General features: G+C 59.8%; 17 protein-coding genes and 1 tRNA gene. 10 read left to right on the forward strand and 8 right to left on the reverse strand.

All coding sequences use genetic code 11. From position 1 onward, the window contains the following. Positions 1 to 26: 26 nt before the first annotated feature. The 3 genes from PRZ01_RS11765 (at position 27) to PRZ01_RS11775 (ending at position 1,420) form a co-directional block, all read left to right on the forward strand. Positions 27 to 644, forward strand: coding sequence for a glutathione S-transferase N-terminal domain-containing protein (locus PRZ01_RS11765; protein WP_137941068.1), 618 nt, complete (start codon positions 27 to 29; stop codon positions 642 to 644). A gap of 14 nt (positions 645 to 658) precedes the next feature. After that, the gene (locus tag PRZ01_RS11770; RefSeq protein WP_273596979.1) at positions 659 to 1,294 is read left to right on the forward strand and encodes a ClpXP protease specificity-enhancing factor; all 636 of its coding nucleotides are present in this window, start codon (positions 659 to 661) and stop codon (positions 1,292 to 1,294) included. 50 nt (positions 1,295 to 1,344) lie between these two features. Then, positions 1,345 to 1,420, forward strand: a tRNA-Thr gene (locus PRZ01_RS11775). Between the two features lie 103 nt (positions 1,421 to 1,523). On the opposite strand, the gene PRZ01_RS11780 is transcribed toward PRZ01_RS11775, so the two are convergent. Further along, positions 1,524 to 1,859, reverse strand: a complete 336-nt coding sequence (locus tag PRZ01_RS11780; protein ID WP_273596980.1) for a hypothetical protein — start codon at positions 1,857 to 1,859, stop codon at positions 1,524 to 1,526. A 252-nt stretch (positions 1,860 to 2,111) separates the two neighbouring features. Between PRZ01_RS11780 and secA the strand changes: the two genes are divergently transcribed. The 3 genes from secA to PRZ01_RS11795 all read left to right on the forward strand — a co-directional run bounded on the left by secA (position 2,112) and on the right by PRZ01_RS11795 (position 6,431). After that, positions 2,112 to 4,853 carry a preprotein translocase subunit SecA gene (gene secA / locus PRZ01_RS11785; protein ID WP_273596981.1) on the forward strand — a complete coding sequence of 914 codons (2,742 nt, stop codon included), beginning with the start codon at positions 2,112 to 2,114 and terminating at the stop codon, positions 4,851 to 4,853. A gap of 307 nt (positions 4,854 to 5,160) precedes the next feature. Beyond that, positions 5,161 to 5,718 carry a PEP-CTERM sorting domain-containing protein gene (locus tag PRZ01_RS11790; protein ID WP_273596982.1) on the forward strand — a complete coding sequence of 186 codons (558 nt, stop codon included), beginning with the start codon at positions 5,161 to 5,163 and terminating at the stop codon, positions 5,716 to 5,718. Between the two features lie 44 nt (positions 5,719 to 5,762). Beyond that, positions 5,763 to 6,431 (forward strand): PEP-CTERM sorting domain-containing protein, encoded by a 669-nt coding sequence (locus tag PRZ01_RS11795; RefSeq protein WP_273596983.1) that lies wholly within the window; start codon positions 5,763 to 5,765, stop codon positions 6,429 to 6,431. A gap of 114 nt (positions 6,432 to 6,545) precedes the next feature. Here the strand turns inward: PRZ01_RS11795 and PRZ01_RS11800 are convergent, their stop codons facing one another. Together PRZ01_RS11800 and hemP are read right to left on the reverse strand one after the other, a co-directional pair. After that, positions 6,546 to 7,577 (reverse strand): collagen-binding domain-containing protein, encoded by a 1,032-nt coding sequence (locus PRZ01_RS11800; RefSeq protein WP_273596984.1) that lies wholly within the window; start codon positions 7,575 to 7,577, stop codon positions 6,546 to 6,548. Between the two features lie 201 nt (positions 7,578 to 7,778). Then, entirely contained in the window at positions 7,779 to 7,997 is a 219-nt protein-coding gene (hemP, locus tag PRZ01_RS11805; protein WP_273596985.1) for a hemin uptake protein HemP, read from the reverse strand. 148 nt (positions 7,998 to 8,145) lie between these two features. Here hemP and bfr point away from each other — a divergent pair, with 148 nt between their 5' ends. Both bfr and PRZ01_RS11815 read left to right on the forward strand, forming a co-directional pair. Further along, positions 8,146 to 8,631: a bacterioferritin gene (bfr, locus tag PRZ01_RS11810; protein ID WP_273596986.1), complete on the forward strand. Its 486-nt coding sequence runs from the start codon at positions 8,146 to 8,148 to the stop codon at positions 8,629 to 8,631. Between the two features lie 128 nt (positions 8,632 to 8,759). Beyond that, positions 8,760 to 9,008 carry a (2Fe-2S)-binding protein gene (locus tag PRZ01_RS11815; protein ID WP_273596987.1) on the forward strand — a complete coding sequence of 83 codons (249 nt, stop codon included), beginning with the start codon at positions 8,760 to 8,762 and terminating at the stop codon, positions 9,006 to 9,008. Between the two features lie 16 nt (positions 9,009 to 9,024). On the opposite strand, the gene PRZ01_RS11820 is transcribed toward PRZ01_RS11815, so the two are convergent. Beyond that, positions 9,025 to 10,122 (reverse strand): ornithine cyclodeaminase, encoded by a 1,098-nt coding sequence (locus PRZ01_RS11820; RefSeq protein WP_273596988.1) that lies wholly within the window; start codon positions 10,120 to 10,122, stop codon positions 9,025 to 9,027. A gap of 224 nt (positions 10,123 to 10,346) precedes the next feature. On the opposite strand from PRZ01_RS11820, the gene PRZ01_RS11825 reads away from it, so the two are divergent. Further along, the gene (locus tag PRZ01_RS11825; RefSeq protein ID WP_273596989.1) at positions 10,347 to 10,772 is read left to right on the forward strand and encodes an Lrp/AsnC family transcriptional regulator; all 426 of its coding nucleotides are present in this window, start codon (positions 10,347 to 10,349) and stop codon (positions 10,770 to 10,772) included. A 40-nt stretch (positions 10,773 to 10,812) separates the two neighbouring features. On the opposite strand, the gene PRZ01_RS11830 is transcribed toward PRZ01_RS11825, so the two are convergent. The 4 genes from PRZ01_RS11830 to PRZ01_RS11845 are packed head-to-tail and all read right to left on the reverse strand — an operon-like array spanning position 10,813 to position 14,430. Further along, a complete protein-coding gene (locus PRZ01_RS11830) occupies positions 10,813 to 11,448 on the reverse strand; it encodes a PqiC family protein (protein WP_273596990.1) in 636 nt (211 codons plus the stop codon). A gap of 2 nt (positions 11,449 to 11,450) precedes the next feature. Continuing rightward, positions 11,451 to 12,458, reverse strand: coding sequence for an MlaD family protein (locus tag PRZ01_RS11835; protein WP_273596991.1), 1,008 nt, complete (start codon positions 12,456 to 12,458; stop codon positions 11,451 to 11,453). Next, complete coding sequence (locus PRZ01_RS11840) at positions 12,455 to 13,261, reverse strand: ABC transporter ATP-binding protein (RefSeq protein WP_273596992.1); 807 nt, start codon at positions 13,259 to 13,261, stop codon at positions 12,455 to 12,457. The genes PRZ01_RS11835 and PRZ01_RS11840 overlap by 4 nt, the downstream gene beginning before the upstream one ends. Continuing rightward, positions 13,261 to 14,430 (reverse strand): ABC transporter permease, encoded by a 1,170-nt coding sequence (locus PRZ01_RS11845; protein ID WP_273596993.1) that lies wholly within the window; start codon positions 14,428 to 14,430, stop codon positions 13,261 to 13,263. The genes PRZ01_RS11840 and PRZ01_RS11845 overlap by 1 nt, the downstream gene beginning before the upstream one ends. Before the next feature lie 187 nt (positions 14,431 to 14,617). Here PRZ01_RS11845 and PRZ01_RS11850 point away from each other — a divergent pair, with 187 nt between their 5' ends. Continuing rightward, a complete protein-coding gene (locus PRZ01_RS11850) occupies positions 14,618 to 15,388 on the forward strand; it encodes a sterol desaturase family protein (protein WP_273596994.1) in 771 nt (256 codons plus the stop codon). Positions 15,389 to 15,399: the final 11 nt, after the last annotated feature.

Here is a 15,399-nt window from a genome sequence, read left to right on the forward strand (position 1 = left end):
TACCTGATCCTCGGGAGCTTGCCGCCATGATGGTGCTTTATTCTGGAACCACCTGCCCTTACTCGCATCGCTGCCGCTTCGTGCTGTTTGAGAAGGGCATGGACTTCGAAATCCGTGATGTCGACCTGTTCGCCAAGCCCGAAGACATCGCTCTGATGAACCCCTACAACGAGGTGCCCATTCTGGTCGAGCGCGACTTGATCTTGTATGAGTCGCACATCATCAACGAATACATCGACGAGCGCTTTCCGCACCCCCAACTGATGCCCGGCGACCCGGTGGCCCGTGCCCGTGTGCGCTTGTTCTTGCTGAACTTCGAGAAGGAGCTGTTCGCGCACGTCAACGTGCTGGAAGGCCGCAGCCAAGCCGTGAAGGCCACCGACAAACAGTTGGAAAAAGCGCGCGCGCAAATCCGCGATCGCCTGACGCAACTGGCGCCGATCTTTTTGAAGAACAAGTACATGCTGGGCGACGATTTTTCGATGCTCGACGTGGCCATTGCACCGCTGCTGTGGCGCCTGGACTACTACGGCATCGACATGTCGAAGAACGCCTTGCCGCTGCTGAAGTACGCGGAACGCATCTTCTCGCGTCCTGCGTACATTGAAGCGCTGACGCCGTCCGAAAAGGTCATGCGCAAGTAAAACCGGCAGCGTTCATGGATCAGAATAAGGACAAGGACGGCACCGTGGCGACGTCTGGCACTTCAACGCGGCCGTACCTCATTCGTGCGCTGCACGGTTGGTGTACGGACAACGGCTTCACGCCCTATATCGCAGTGCATGTGGACCGGTTTGTACAGGTGCCGATGGAGTACGTCTCCAACAACGAGATCGTGCTCAATGTTGGTTTCGAGGCCACCAGCAGCCTGGACCTGGGTAACGATGTGGTTCAGTTCAAGGCACGGTTTGGTGGCATTGCGCGTGAAATCATCGTGCCCGTGGATCACGTGGTCGCGATTTACGCGCGGGAGAACGGGCAAGGCATGGCCTTTCCGCCGCCAGAAGTGTCGGACGTGCTGAGCCCGGAGACGCAGAGCCGAACCGGTTTGTCATCGTCCGGCGCTGAGACTGACGTTGAGGTTGACGCTGTACCCGCCAAACCGGCACGGGGCCTGCGTTTAGCCACAAGCCCTGGTGGCCCGCCCCCTGAGGCAATGCCGGAATCCGGCAAGAGCGAGGGGCTTGCGCCCACCTTGGCGCCGGACACGAACGCTTTGACCGCCGGCCCTGATGACGAACCTGAGGGGCCTGGTCCTTCTGGGGGGCGACCTGCATTGAAACGCGTCAAATAACGCGCAATCAGTTTTTGGGTACAGAATTGTTGCTATACTCTTAGGCTTGTGCCGGCTTAGCTCAGTTGGTAGAGCAACCGCCTTGTAAGCGGTAGGTCGTCAGTTCGAATCCGACAGTCGGCACCATGTACAAGTCAAAAAGCCTCTGGAGAAATCCAGAGGCTTTTTCTTTGGGTGGTCAATTGCTATGCAGCCACTGAATCAGCACATCGCCATCACCTCTTGGTGCTCAGTCTTGCAATACCTTGATGCGTATGCGGGATGGGCTCAGCCCCTCGGCCTCGATCATGGCTTCAAGACGGGGCTGCAGGTGTCGTAATTTGGCGGCAACGGCGGCGTTGGTCGCCAGGAGACTCCAACCTTCCTCATCGATCGGGCCGGGTTTGACGTGTCGGCCCAGCGGCCCGGGAAGGGCGGGGGCGATGATGACCATGCGGCGATTGGATTCTTGCAGCAAGAGGCCGAGCCTGGCCAAGCCCTGATGGCTTTGCAAAGCCTGGGCAATCGGCTGGGGGTCCGGTACAGCAAGTCCGGTTGCCTTGAAATGGGCGCGACGCATCCCCATAGTGTAGTGACGCAATAGGCGTGCGGCCCGGATGCTAAACTCCAAGAGTTTTTTTCTGGGCTGGCCGCTGGCCAAGGGAAATGGCGTTTCTGAGTTTTCAGAGATGCTGCCCTGGTTCGATCGGTCCTGAATTGCTCGCAAAACTCGAGGGCCAAGCGCTCGAGCCTGGTGCGTGCGGGGTATGACATGTGAGCCGAGAGGTTTGTGGTCGTGACCGCCGCTCCGTCCACTCGTCAAAGAATCAAACGCTGCATGTTGCCCAAGCTTCTCACTCAGATTTTCGGTAGCCGTAATGAGCGCCTGCTAAAAGGTTATCGCCGCGTCGTGGCGCAGATCAATGCGATGGAGCCTCAGTTCGAGCAGCTCGACGACGACGCGTTGAAAGCCAAGACCGACGAGTTCAAGGCCCGCGTCGCCCAGGGCGAGTCGCTGGACGCCTTGTTGCCTGAGGCTTTTGCCGTGGTGCGTGAGGCCGGCAAGCGCGTCTTCAAGATGCGTCACTTCGATGTGCAGCTGATTGGCGGCATGGCCTTGCACGATGGCAAGATCCCTGAAATGGGCACCGGCGAGGGCAAGACCCTGACCGCCACATTGCCGGTCTACCTGAATGCCTTGACGGGCAAGGGCGTGCACTTGGTAACGGTCAACGATTACTTGGTACAGCGCGACGCCGAGTGGATGGCCAAGCTCTACAATTTTCTCGGTCTGACGGTGGGTGTGAACCTGCCGCAGATGCCACGTGAGCAAAAGCAAGCCGCTTACGCCGCCGACGTGACCTATGGCACCAACAACGAATACGGCTTTGACTACCTTCGTGACAATATGGTTCACGAGGTGCGCGACCGCGTGCAGCGTCCACTGGCCTACGCCATCGTCGACGAGGTGGACTCCATCCTGATTGACGAGGCACGCACGCCGCTGATCATTTCCGGCCAGGCCGATGACCAGACCGATGTTTATCTGGCCATCAACCAAGTCGCACCGAAGCTGAAGAAGCAAATCGGTGAGTTGGATATTCGCACCGGCGAGGGCGTTATCGACCCGGGTGATTTCACCGTTGATGAAAAATCGCACCAGATCTATCTGACCGAAGACGGCCACGACAACGCCGAGCGCCTGCTGGCAGAGGCCGGCTTGCTGGCGGAAGGCGCCAGCCTGTACGACGCCGCCAACATCACCTTGATGCACCATCTGTACGCCGCTCTGCGCGCGCACCATGTGTATCACCGCGACCAGCATTACGTGGTGCAAAACGGCGAAGTGACCATTGTTGACGAGTTCACCGGCCGCCTGATGACCGGCCGCCGTTGGAGCGACGGCCTGCACCAAGCCGTGGAAGCCAAGGAAGGCGTGGCGGTGCAGAGCGAGAACCAGACGCTGGCCTCGATCACCTTCCAGAACTACTTCCGCATGTACGGCAAGCTGGCCGGCATGACTGGCACGGCCGATACCGAGGCCTATGAATTCCAGGAAATTTACGGCCTGGAAACCATCGTCATCCCACCGAATCGCCAACGTCAGCGCAAGGACGAGCAAGACTTGGTCTACAAGACCAACAAGGAAAAGTTCGACGCCGTCACCGCTGACATCCGCAACTGCCACGAGCGGGGTCAGCCGGTGCTGGTGGGCACGACGTCCATCGAGAACTCCGAGCTGATCTCCGCGCTGCTGAGCAAGGCCAAACTTCCGCATGCTGTGTTGAACGCCAAGCAGCACGCCAAGGAGGCTGAGATCGTGGCCCAGGCCGGGCGCCCCGGCGTGATCACCATCGCCACGAACATGGCCGGCCGCGGTACCGACATCGTCTTGGGCGGCAATGTCGAGAACCAAATCAAGTTGCTGGAGGCCGACGCCTCGATTGCCGAAGCTGATCGTGCTGCGCGCATTCAAAAGCTCAAGGACGAGTGGCAAGGCCTGCACGACGCCGTCAAGGCTGCGGGCGGTTTGCGCATCATCGCCACCGAGCGGCATGAAAGCCGCCGCATCGATAACCAGTTACGTGGCCGTGCTGGCCGTCAGGGCGACCCGGGTGCGTCGCGCTTCTATCTGTCGCTGGACGATCAGTTGATGCGCATCTTCGCGGGTGACCGCGTGCGCGCCATCATGGACCGCCTGAAGATGCCCGAGGGCGAAGCGATTGAGGCGGGCATCGTCAGCCGCTCGATCGAAAGCGCGCAGCGCAAGGTTGAGGCCCGCAACTTCGACGTCCGCAAGCAGCTGCTGGAGTACGACGACGTTTCCAACGATCAGCGCAAGGTTATCTATCAACAGCGCAATGAGATCTTGGAGGCTGAGAGCCTGAGCGCGCAAATCACCCATCTGCGTGCCAGCACCATGAGCGATGTGGTGCGTACTTTTGTGCCGACCGAAAGCGTTGAAGAACAATGGGACCTGGTGTCGTTGGAGCGGGTGCTCAAAGACGAATGGCAACTTGACGTGCCCTTGAAGGCGCTGGTCGAGAAGAGCAATTCGATCACCGACGAAGACATCGTTGAAGAAGTGGTGAAGGCCGCCAACGCCGCTTTTGACGAGAAGGTGGAGCGCGTTGGCATTGAGCAGTTCACGCCCTTCATGCGCATGGTGCTGCTGCAAAGCATTGATCAGCATTGGCGCGAACATCTGGCCTCGCTGGACTATCTGCGTCAGGGCATCCATCTGCGTGGTTACGCGCAGAAGAATCCCAAGCAGGAATACAAGCGCGAAGCCTTTGACTTGTTCTCGCAGATGCTGGACGTGGTGAAGATGGAAGTGACGCGCACCTTGATGAATGTGCGCATCCAGTCACAAGAAGAAGCCGCCCACGCGGCGCAAGTCATCGAAGACCGTGCGGAGCAGGTCAGCAACGTCACTTACACCCACCCGAACGAGGACGGATCGGTCTCGCAAGACAGCGCGCCCGATTCATTCGCTCAAATGGGACACGTGGGCCGTAACGATCCTTGCCCTTGCGGTAGCGGTAAAAAGTACAAAGCTTGTCACGGCAAGCTGGCCTGATAGGCTGATTGCAGGCGACCTGGCGGCAACTGCCGCATTCACCCTGCCATACCTCTCCAAAGCCGCCGGTACAGCCCGGCGGCTTTTTGTTGGGCGGATGGTGTTGCTCGGGAATTTGACGCCGGAACGCGTTGCTTTTCGCTGAATTGGCGTGCTTTTCGCACGCTCAAGTCAGCGTATCCCCTAGGGTGCGGGGGGACACTGTCATACAGGTCCTCTAGCATGTGAACTGTCTAGAAATAGCTGCTGCAACTCGCCGTTAGGCGGATGTGCAGCGCAACAAAATCGTCGAGGGATGAGGATCACTATGAGCAAGAAACTGTCAATCGTTCTGCGCAAGGCCGTGGCTGTCGCTGGCTTGATGGCGGTGGGACTTGCCCAGGCCTCGCCCGTTCTGTCTGCCGCCTCTCCCTTCACGTTTGGCAAGGGCGGCATTCAGGTGACCGAGGTCGTGACGGATGATTTTGCATTTCACCTCGATCAAAGTGCCACCGTCCAGGGGACTGTGAGCACGCTCGGATTCAAAACCTATTTGCCTGCCATCGACATTTCCGACGCTTACCTGTGGAACGCCTCGAGCGAGCAACGCGTCAGTTTTTTGGAAACCCTAGGTGCGGACTGGACGAACGCCGCCAACGCGTTTGAGCAGTGGACGCTGACGCCCGTCCTCTTGTCGGCCGGAGATTGGCAGATGGTAGTGGTTGAGCAAGGCTTGGGTTCCAAGAGAGAGAGTGCGTATCAGGGCACTCTGACGGCTGTGTCCTACAACGCACCGTTACATGTCCCAGAGCCTGCCGGGATGCTGTTGAGTTTGACCGCCGTGGGAGCAATGGGCATCGCCCTGCGCCGACGCCGTGCGGCGTGAATTGACGCCCTTAGAACAGCCTTCTCATTTGAGGAATGATTGACATGAAGACCCCAACACTCCGTCAAACCGCTTTGGCTTTGTCTTTGCTGGCGATGTCGGCATTCAGTGCGGCCGCTACCTTGGACATCAAGTACGGCACCGCGGGCACTTTGGGGCAGACGATCAGCACCAGCGACACCCAAAACTACCTCACGGGCCGCATGAGTTATGTGGATAGCTCGAACAACAGCTTTTATGCCTATTGCGTCGAACTGGCACAAGACTATGCGCCGGCAAAGTTGGGGTTCAAGACCTATACGCTGGCCAGCTTTGATGGCCTGCAGGCTACCTTGCTGCAAGGCCTTTTCTCAAGCAGTTACGCTGGATTGAGCTCAGCGACTGACCAGGCGGCCTTCCAGACCGCTGTGTGGGAGATCGTCCAAGATACTTCAACCACAGGGATGAGCGTGGTGAACGGCAGCGGCTCGTTCTATTTAACCGGCACCGGTTCAAGTGATCCAAGCAATCCCCTTGTCACGCAAGTGAATGGCTATCTCACCGCAGCGGTCCAGTACCAGGGTGCGGCCCAGTACAGCTTGACGAAGTTGACGAACGCCAGCTATCAGGACTTGGTAGTGGCCACGGCAGTTCCTGAACCTGGTAGTTTCTCGCTGCTGATGGCCGGCTTGGTCGGCCTAGGATTTATGGCTCGTCGGCGCTTGGCTGGCTGAGGCGCAGCGAGGCGCCGCACTAAGCTCGCAGCGGCGCAGCTGCCCACAAAAAAAGGCCCTCATCGGGCCTTTTTCAATGGGCGCTCATAGGCGCCGGTTTGCTTGCGCTGAAGTTCAGCGCGATTGGTTTCTGCGACGGGCGACAAAGCCCACGGCCGACAGGCCAGCCAGAAGCATTGCGTAGGTCTCAGGCTCCGGCACCGCCGACGTCACTCCACCTGTGGCTGCGAAGGGCTCGTAGCCGATCTCGATGGTCGAGGCGTTGTTATTGGCAATCAAGGTGCCTTCCCAGTGGCCGCTGCTTGACGCGAGGATGTCTGCCTTGGGAGCAATCAACGCGCCAAAGCCGGACTTCAGGTCGATGCTGGTGGCATTGGGTGCGTTGAACAGAATCCGGTCGCTGAACGAGGCCATATTGCTGCCGGTGTAGTCCGCCGCAAAACTTATCTTCCCAGAGGCAGTCAGGTTGATCACGATGTAGTCATTGGCCCCGAAATTGGTGGTGTCCAGGCTGAACGCCTTTAACTGATTGCTGGAGACATTGAACACATGCACATTGCCCGAGGGCTTGCTGGCGTCGCTCAAGGCGATGTCCCAGCCACTGCTGTTGATGGTTCCGGTATTGGCCAGGCCGCTCAATGCGGATTGAAAGCTTGAGAGGTAGCTGGCGCTGTCCGCAAACAGCTTGTTGATGGCAGTGCTGGATCCTTGTGTGAACCCCAGATTTTGGTTACCTAGATTGCTGCCGCCATACATGCCGGTGCCAGCATTGACTGCGCCCGGAACCCAATACGCGGTGGAGGGGCCAATCGTCAGATTCGTGTTGATCGAAGGGTCTTTCGCGCCGTTGTAAATCGCGCCGTCGCCCACATTGACGTTACCACCCACCACCACGGAAGGCGAATTGTCGCCATAGGCATTGCGATAGCCCACCGAAATGCTGGGAATAGTCAAGTCGCCCCGAACCGCCAAGCGTCCCTCAACGTCCGAGTGCGCCGTGACATCGCCGAAGAAGAAGCCGCTGTAGTTGCCCGCCTCACCCAGATTGAGAACAGGCAGGGCCTGGGCCGCCAGGGTGCTCGACATGGCCATGATCGCCAATACCAGTTTGGATCCACTGAAACGCGATGACGAGGTGTAGTCCATGTTTTATCCCTGAAGTTGACTGAGTTGCTCGCCTTTGGGTGGCGATTTGATAGGGGTAATTCTAAGAAAAACCCTTGGTTTTGAACCCCCTCAACTTAAGTGGTATTAAATTGGTTTGTGAGTTTTGCACGAACTTTTGATGTGGCAACGATGACGGGTTCTTGACCCGACTGTTGCTGGCCGCTGGCTTGTCGCCTTGGCCTATTTGGTGAGAATCAATTTGCCCAAGGAGGTCAACCGCAGGCGATAAACGCTGCCTGCGTGATCGATCTCCAGTTCGCGCCCGTTGCCCAGCAGGGCTTGACTGGTGACGCGGGGAAGGTCAGCGGTGATCGACTGACTATCGGGCGCGGCTTTTGGCACCGCTGACGGCGTCTCTGGGGGGTGTTGGGTCGTTTGGCGCGTTTGAATAGGATCCATGATTTGCATTGTAAATGCAAATCATTAGCAATTAATTGTGCATGCAAGGGTTGCTTGGGTTCAATGGATCGACGAAAAAAATACTGCCAGCTTCCGGCAGTCACCGCACAATTCAACGGCCTGATTTCGATCGTTTGAGGAGATGCACATGAAGGGCGACGCCAAGGTCCTGGACTATCTCAACGCTCAGCTGAAAAACGAGCTGACGGCCATCAATCAGTACTTCCTGCACTACAGGATGCTGAAGAATTGGGGCTTTGAGAAGCTGGCCAAACATGAGTACGAAGAGTCGATTGAGGAGATGAAGCACGCCGACAAGTTGGTGGACCGCATCTTGATGCTTGAGGGGCTGCCCAACCTGCAGGACCTGGGCAAACTCTACGTGGGCGAGTCCGCCGTAGAGGTCTTGCATTGCGACCTGAAGATTGAAACAGGTTCGCACCCATTGCTCAAAGAGGCCATCGCCTATTGTGAAAGTGTGCGTGACTATGTGTCGCGAACGGTGCTGGAAGAAATCCTGTCTGACACCGAGGACCACATCGACCATCTCGAAACGCAGATCGAGTTGGTGGCACAACTGGGTGAGCAGAATTGGCTGCAGTCTCAGGTGGGCGGCGGCGGCGGCGCTAGCTGAGATCGCCGCGATGTTCTAAGGGCCCACAGGCAGGCGGGCGATTGAGAATCACTATTGAGATGGATTCGCATTTGCGTTAAAGTTCAACTCAGCCCTCGGGTCTTTGTTGAACTGACGAAATCCCCGCCATGATTGTTTGCCTGTGCCGCCGTGTCTCTGATCGCGATATTCGCCGAAGTGTCGAATCCGGCGTTCGGACCTTTGACGCCTTGCAGGACGAAACAGGCGTTGCGTCTGCCTGCGCCTGTTGCATGGATTGCGCCCAGGAGGTGTTTGACGAGGCTTTGGCCCGGAGCGGCCGGGCCCAATGCTCAGGCAAGACGGGTTCCTGCGCCAGTCTTGCGGGCATTCGCGTGTTGAGCGCGTCGGCGGCCTGAGAACTTGTCCGTACCGTCAATCCGCCATGGCGTAGAGCTTGTCATTGAAGAGCACGGCGCTTTGCGCCGCTTTCACGCCTTCCACTGCTTGCGCAGCATTCATTTGCAACTGGCCGAACAGGTCTTTGGGGTCGCCCATCGCCGGTACCAGGCTGACTTGTTGACCCAGGCCCAATTCATCGGCGGTGTCGCGCAGCAAGCGCAGGGCTGAAAAATCTTCTAACGCGAAGCCTACGGAGTCGAACACGGTGACTTCGGTGTCGTTGCTGCGGCCGGCATCCCAGCCTTTGAGGACGCGCCAGAACTCGGTGACCGGGAAGTTGGCGGGCATTTGCTGCACATCGCCTTCCATGCGCGACTGGGGCTCGAACTCGACGAACACGCGGCCCATCGACAAGACATCGCGGTGCAGTTCGGTTTTGCCGGGGCAGTCGCCCCCTACGCCATTGATGTGCATGCCGGGCTCAATCATGTCAGGTGTGAGGATGGTGGCATTGCGCTTGTCGGCGGTCACGGTGGTGACGATGTCGGCACCGCGCACGGCCTCGGCGGTGTTGGCGCAGACACACAGCGTCAAGCCGGGTACACCTTGCAGATGGCGCTGGAGTTTTGCGGTGGCTTGAGGGTCGAGGTCGAACAGCCGAATCTCTTCGATGCCCAGCAGATGGTGAAAAGCCAGAGCCTGGAATTCGCTCTGCGCGCCGTTGCCGATCAGGGCCATGCTGCGGGCGTTCTTGCGCGCCAACCGCCGGGCAACCATGGCGGAGGTGGCGGCGGTGCGCAGGGCGGTGGTCAAGGTCAGTTCGCTGAGCAAGTCGGGGCGACCGGTAGCCACATCCGCCAAAACTCCCAGCGCCATCACCGTGGGCAGGCCGCGGCGGGTGTTGCTGGGGTGGCCATTGACATACTTGAAGCTGTACAGCGAGGCGTCGGCAATGGGCATCAATTCGATCACACCATTCTGCGAATGGCTGGCCACGCGGGCGCATTTGTCGAACTCCTGCCAGCGCAGGAAATCGGCTTCGATATAGGCCGCCATGCGCTGCAGCAGCGCCGGCAGGCCCAGGCTTTGGGCGATGTGGGCAACATCTTGGGTGGTCAGCAACGTGGTCATGGCGGTCTCCGGTCGATCTTGTGGTCTTGCGTCTTTGCGGCTTTGTCACCCTGCCGCCCCCTTACCGCAGGGCTTGTGGGCTCGGCGGTGCGATCGGTGCTGATCGAGAGGTGTTTGGGGTGAGCCCATTCTTCCCAAGGTCAAACTGAAGATGAAGTGCCAGTTTTGTATTGAAATAGGCAGAAATTTGACATAGTGGCAGCCTCGGCTGGCAAAATGAGCAAATGGACACCTTGGACCAACAACTGCTGGCGCTGCTGCGCGCGGACGCCCGCGCCACGGTAGCCACCTTGGCGCACAAGCTCAAGGTGTCGCGGGGCACGGTGGGCAACCGCATCACCAAGCTGGAAGACGCCGGGGTGATCGTGGGCTACACGGTGCGCCTGCGCCCCGACGTGACTCCCAACGAGATCACCGCCTGGATGAGCATCGCGGTGGAGGGCAACAAAACGCGCGAGGTCATCAGCATCTTGCTGGGTGAGCCGGGTGTTTCAAGCTTGTTCGACACCAACGGCCGCTGGGATTTGCTGGCGGAACTGCGCGCCGCCACCCTGGGTGAGTTGGCACAGGTGCTGGAGCGGGTGCGCTTGATCAAAGGCATCGGCGCCACCGAAACCAGCATTCACTTGCAGCACTACAAAACGACTTGACGCCGGGCGTATGCCTAGTTTGAGCGTCCCGGTGCGTTGCTCAGGGCGCAGCCCAGATGCCCTGGGCGAAGCCGGTGGCGATGGCTTGGGCGAATTCGCTCAAGACTTGGCTGTGGGCATAGGCTACGCGTTCGGGGTCACGGCTGCTGGCGGTGGCGGTGAAGTGGCCTTGCTGCCAGTGGGTGTTGCTTGTGCCTTCACGCTGCCAGGTCCAGAGGGCGACCAAGGTGACTTGGCCCTGCGGGTCGACCTCCAGGCGACGAACATCCACCCACAGCAACCAGGCGGGCGCAGCGGTATTGGAGAGCGGGCGCAGCTTGTTCAGCCCGACGCTGCGGGACAGCCGCGTGCTCAGGTCATCGGCCAAGACGCGGGGCAGGGCTTCGCTCAGCGGCTCGGCCCAGCGGGCGGCATCGTGGTAGACCACTTCGCCCGGGGCGATGCGCTCCAGCAAGGTGTTGCGCTTGATCAGGTCGGGAAGAATCACGCGGTCAACCACCACGTCGACAGAGGCGGGGTTTGGCGCCATCGCTGCACTCGCCGCCCCGGCTGCGGCGGGCAACTTGCCGGGGATGGCTTGCAGTGCCAGCGTGCGCGGGGCCGGTACTTCGCTGGCGCAGGCGGCCAGCAGCAGGGGCAACACCAGGATCGGCCGGATCAGGAGGGGCAGAGGCATTCTCACGGTTGTTCCACCTTTTGGGGTCGGGGTTTGCGGCCCCAGATGAGGACATCGGGCCTGGCTTCGACCGCGTCGGAGAGCTGGCGCAGGCTGACCGCTGAATTTTCGAGTTCACGGGCCGTTTGTTCGAGCTGCCAGACGGCGGTGGAATCGCGTGCGGTGATCTCGCGCAAGCTGCGTGCGGCGGCGCTCACTTCCTCCAGGCTGGCGCGCAGGCTCTTGAGGGTGTTGGAATTTTCTGAAGTGAGTTCGGCCACGCTGTCCATGGCCGTGCCGGTCTTGTCAGCGGTCTGTTGAAGCTGGAGCATGGTCTGCTTGGCCTGGGGTAGCACGCCCTGGGCTTCGGCATTCAGCTCCAGCCGTTCAAGCGCGGCGAGCGTGCGCTTGAGGCCAAGCAGGGTGCCACTGACGCTGCCCACGGCGGCTTTCAGTTCAGGCGAATTCACCAAAATCTTGACAGCCCGCATGGTGCTGCCGAGGTCAGAAATCATCTCCTCAATCGGCAGTTGCTCCAGCCGTGCCGTGACTTGGTCGAAGCGGGAGGGCAAGGTTGGGATTTCGCCCATCTCATTGCTCAGGGCGTACAGCTTCTCCTTCGTGCTGGGCTGCAGCGACAGATCCACCATCAGCAGGCCGGTCAGCAGGCTTTGGCTTTGCAGCTGGGCGCGCAGGCCGCGTCGGCGCATAGAGTCGAGATCGTTGACACCGGTGCTGCGCAAGCGTTTCTCTGCATCTGCCGAAAATTCAACGACGACGGGAATCACGAATTTTTTGGTCTCAGGCGAGACCGAGATGCCGATGCTGCTGACCTGCCCCACTTTGACGCCCATAAACACCACGGGTGCGCCGATCTGCAGGCCGTAGACCGAGCCTTCGAAGTACATGACCGCGCGCTCGGGCTTCTGGAACAAGCTGCCCCGAGCCAGCAGCATGACGGCGATGAAGCCCATCACGCAGCCGATGATGACGAAGGCGCCGATCAAGGTGGGGTTGGCGGGTTTGCTCATGGTTGATGGGTCTCGGATGTGGCTTGGGCCGCGCCGCGCGTCATGAAGTTGCGCACCTGCGGGTCGGTGCTGACGAGGAGTTGTGCCGGGCTGCCCAGGGCAATCATGGTACGGGTCTTTGCGTCCAGAAATACGGCCCGGTCCGCAATGCTCAGGATGCTGGGCAACTCATGGGTGACCATGACCACGGTGGCGCCCAGGCTGTCGCGCAATTCAAGGATCAGATCGTCGAGGTTTTTGGAGCTGATCGGGTCCAAGCCGGCCGAGGGTTCGTCGATGAACAAGATCTCCGGGTCCATGGCAAGCGCACGCGCCAGGCCTGCGCGCTTGCGCATGCCGCCGCTGATTTCGCTAGGGTAGTAGTCGTCAAAGCCGCGCAGGCCCACGAGATCGAGCTTGAAACTGGCCAGCGCCCGGATCTCAGCGGTGCTGAGGTCCAGGTGTTGCTCGATGATGAGGGCCACGTTCTCGTTCAGCGTGAGCGAGCTCCAGAGCGCGCCACTTTGGAACAGCACGCCAAATTGGCGCTGCAATCGTTCCCGGTCCGCCTCCTCGCCGGCCCAAAAATCATGCCCCTTGATCATGACGCGGCCCTGGGCGGGCGTCTGCAAGCCAATCAGGTGGCGCAGCAAGGTGCTCTTGCCGCAGCCGCTGCCGCCCATAATCACAAAGATCTCACCGCGCTTGACGTCGAAATTCAAATCCCGCTGAATCACCCGTGGGCCATAGGCCATGGTGAGGTTCTCGACCACGATGGGGCTGGGCACATGGGATTGCAGTGGGGGCGTGTCTGAGATGGTCATCAGATCCCCAGCTTGTAGAACATGATGGTCAGCATCGAGGCGGTCACCACGATCAACAAAATACCCGTGACCACCGCCGAGGTGGCGGCCTCACCCACCGATTGGGCGCTGCGCCCGCATTGCATGCCGCGCAGGCAGCCAGAGATCGCCACCATCACGCCGTATACGCAGGCCTTGATCAGGCCGACCCACAGCGCGGTGAGGCTCAGCACTTCCACCGTTTGATGCAGATAGGCTGAGGCGTCGAGGTTGAACACCAGCACCGCCACAGTCAGCCCGGCCAAAATGCCCATGACACTGGCGTAAATCGTGAGCAGCGGCATCATCAGCAGCAAGGCCAGCACGCGCGGTAAGACGAGAAAACGCATGGGCGCCATGCCCGCCGTGCGGTAGGCATCAATTTCTTCGTTGACCTGCATGGTGCCCAGCTGTGCAGCAAAGGCTGCACCCGAGCGGCCGGCGATGACGATGCCGGTCATCAAGGCACCAATCTCTCGCACCATGCCGATGCCGACCAGATCGGCAATGTAGATTTGCGCGCCGAACAAGGCCAATTGCGCAGCGCCCATATACGCCAGGATCAAGCCCACCAGAAAGCTGATCAGCGCAACAATGCCCAGGGCCTGCGGTCCTACTTGTTGAACAATGCCCCAGAAGTCGCGGGCGCGGAACGAGCCCTTGCCGACCAAGGCCAGCCCAGCCGCAGCCACCAATTCACCAATGAAGGTGGCAAAGGCGAGCAGGTCGCGCCCCAGGCCGATGGCAAAAAGCCCAAGTTCTTTCAGGAAGCCGGCCTCCGCGGGGTGCGCCGCGTCTGGGGGCTCACCCAACTCAGCCAGTTGCAGGAGTCGCCGTATGCCCTCAGGCAGGTCTGCCAAACTGAGTTGTACGCCGTCGGCGCGAAGTTGTTGGATGAGGCTGCGCAGCAGCACTGCGAAGCCGCTGTCCCAGGTTGTGACGCCCCTGGCATCCAGGGCAACTGCCGGCGAAGCGGGGCCAGCGAGGGCTATCAGTTCGGCCGCCGGAGGCAATCGATCGGTGAGACGCCAAGAGCCCGTGAACACCCAGCGGGCGGTTGCGCTTTGACCATTGCCGTCGCCCATGCCGCCCATGCCGCCTGGCGGCTCGGTATCTCTCAGGACTTCAAAACGGGTCCTGGCCACATCCATGGGACTCCACTCCTTGCTTGTTTGGGCGAGTGTCGCATGAGCTTTGCGTGTTGAACCAACCGCCCGCTAAGCGGTGTTGGCGGCACGCCCATTCATCCTGCAAAATGGGATTGACGCCCTTGAACATCGTGATGAAATCGAGCCGTCGCAACGCTCTGGCTGTGTTCAAACTGAGGAGGTGCCGCTGATGAACAGTTGGCAAGTTCTGCTGCCCACGCATCCCTTTGTGTGGCCCATGATGTTCGTGACGCTGATCTACGGGCTGCGTTATCTGGCGATGGCGGCCCTGGCCTACCGGGTGGCACGGCCTACGCCACAAGGCGGCTGGGGGCGACCGCACCGCAATGCGCCTTTGCGTTTTGCGGCCCGTCAGCACATCCGGCGCGAGTTGGGCAACTCGCTGATCTCATTGGCGATTTTTGGCGCGGTCAACGGGGTGTTGTTCGGCTGGGGCTTGATCCAGCACAGCCTGGTGTACTTTCGCATCAGCGCCTATCCGGTGTGGTGGTTCGTGCTGAGCATTCCGGTCATGGTGATCTTGCACGACACCTTGTTTTACTGGTTGCACCGGGCCATGCACACGCGTCTGCTGTTTGGCCTGATGCACAAGGTGCATCACCAGTCGACTCACCCTACCGTCTTCGCGGCCTACAGCTTTCACCCGACCGAAGCTTTGGCTGAAGCCTTGATCGTCACCGTGATCGTGTACGTCATCCCGGCTCATCCCCTTGCGTTGCTGATTTTTCAGACCTTCTCCACGGCCTACAACATCTACGGGCACTGTGGGCGTGAGTTCTATCCTGTCGAGGTGGCGAATCATCCCCTTGGTCGTTGGGTCAATACCTCGACGGCGCATGCCGCCCACCATGGGCAGGGCCGCTACAACTACGGTTTCTACTTCATGTTTTGGGACCGGTTGATGGGGACAACCGATCCGAAGTACGGGCAGGCGAGCTGACCTCACAACCT

Origin of the sequence: Roseateles koreensis, assembly GCF_028595305.1 — a bacterium.
In the GTDB taxonomy this organism is placed as follows: domain Bacteria; phylum Pseudomonadota; class Gammaproteobacteria; order Burkholderiales; family Burkholderiaceae_C; genus Paucibacter_A; species Paucibacter_A koreensis.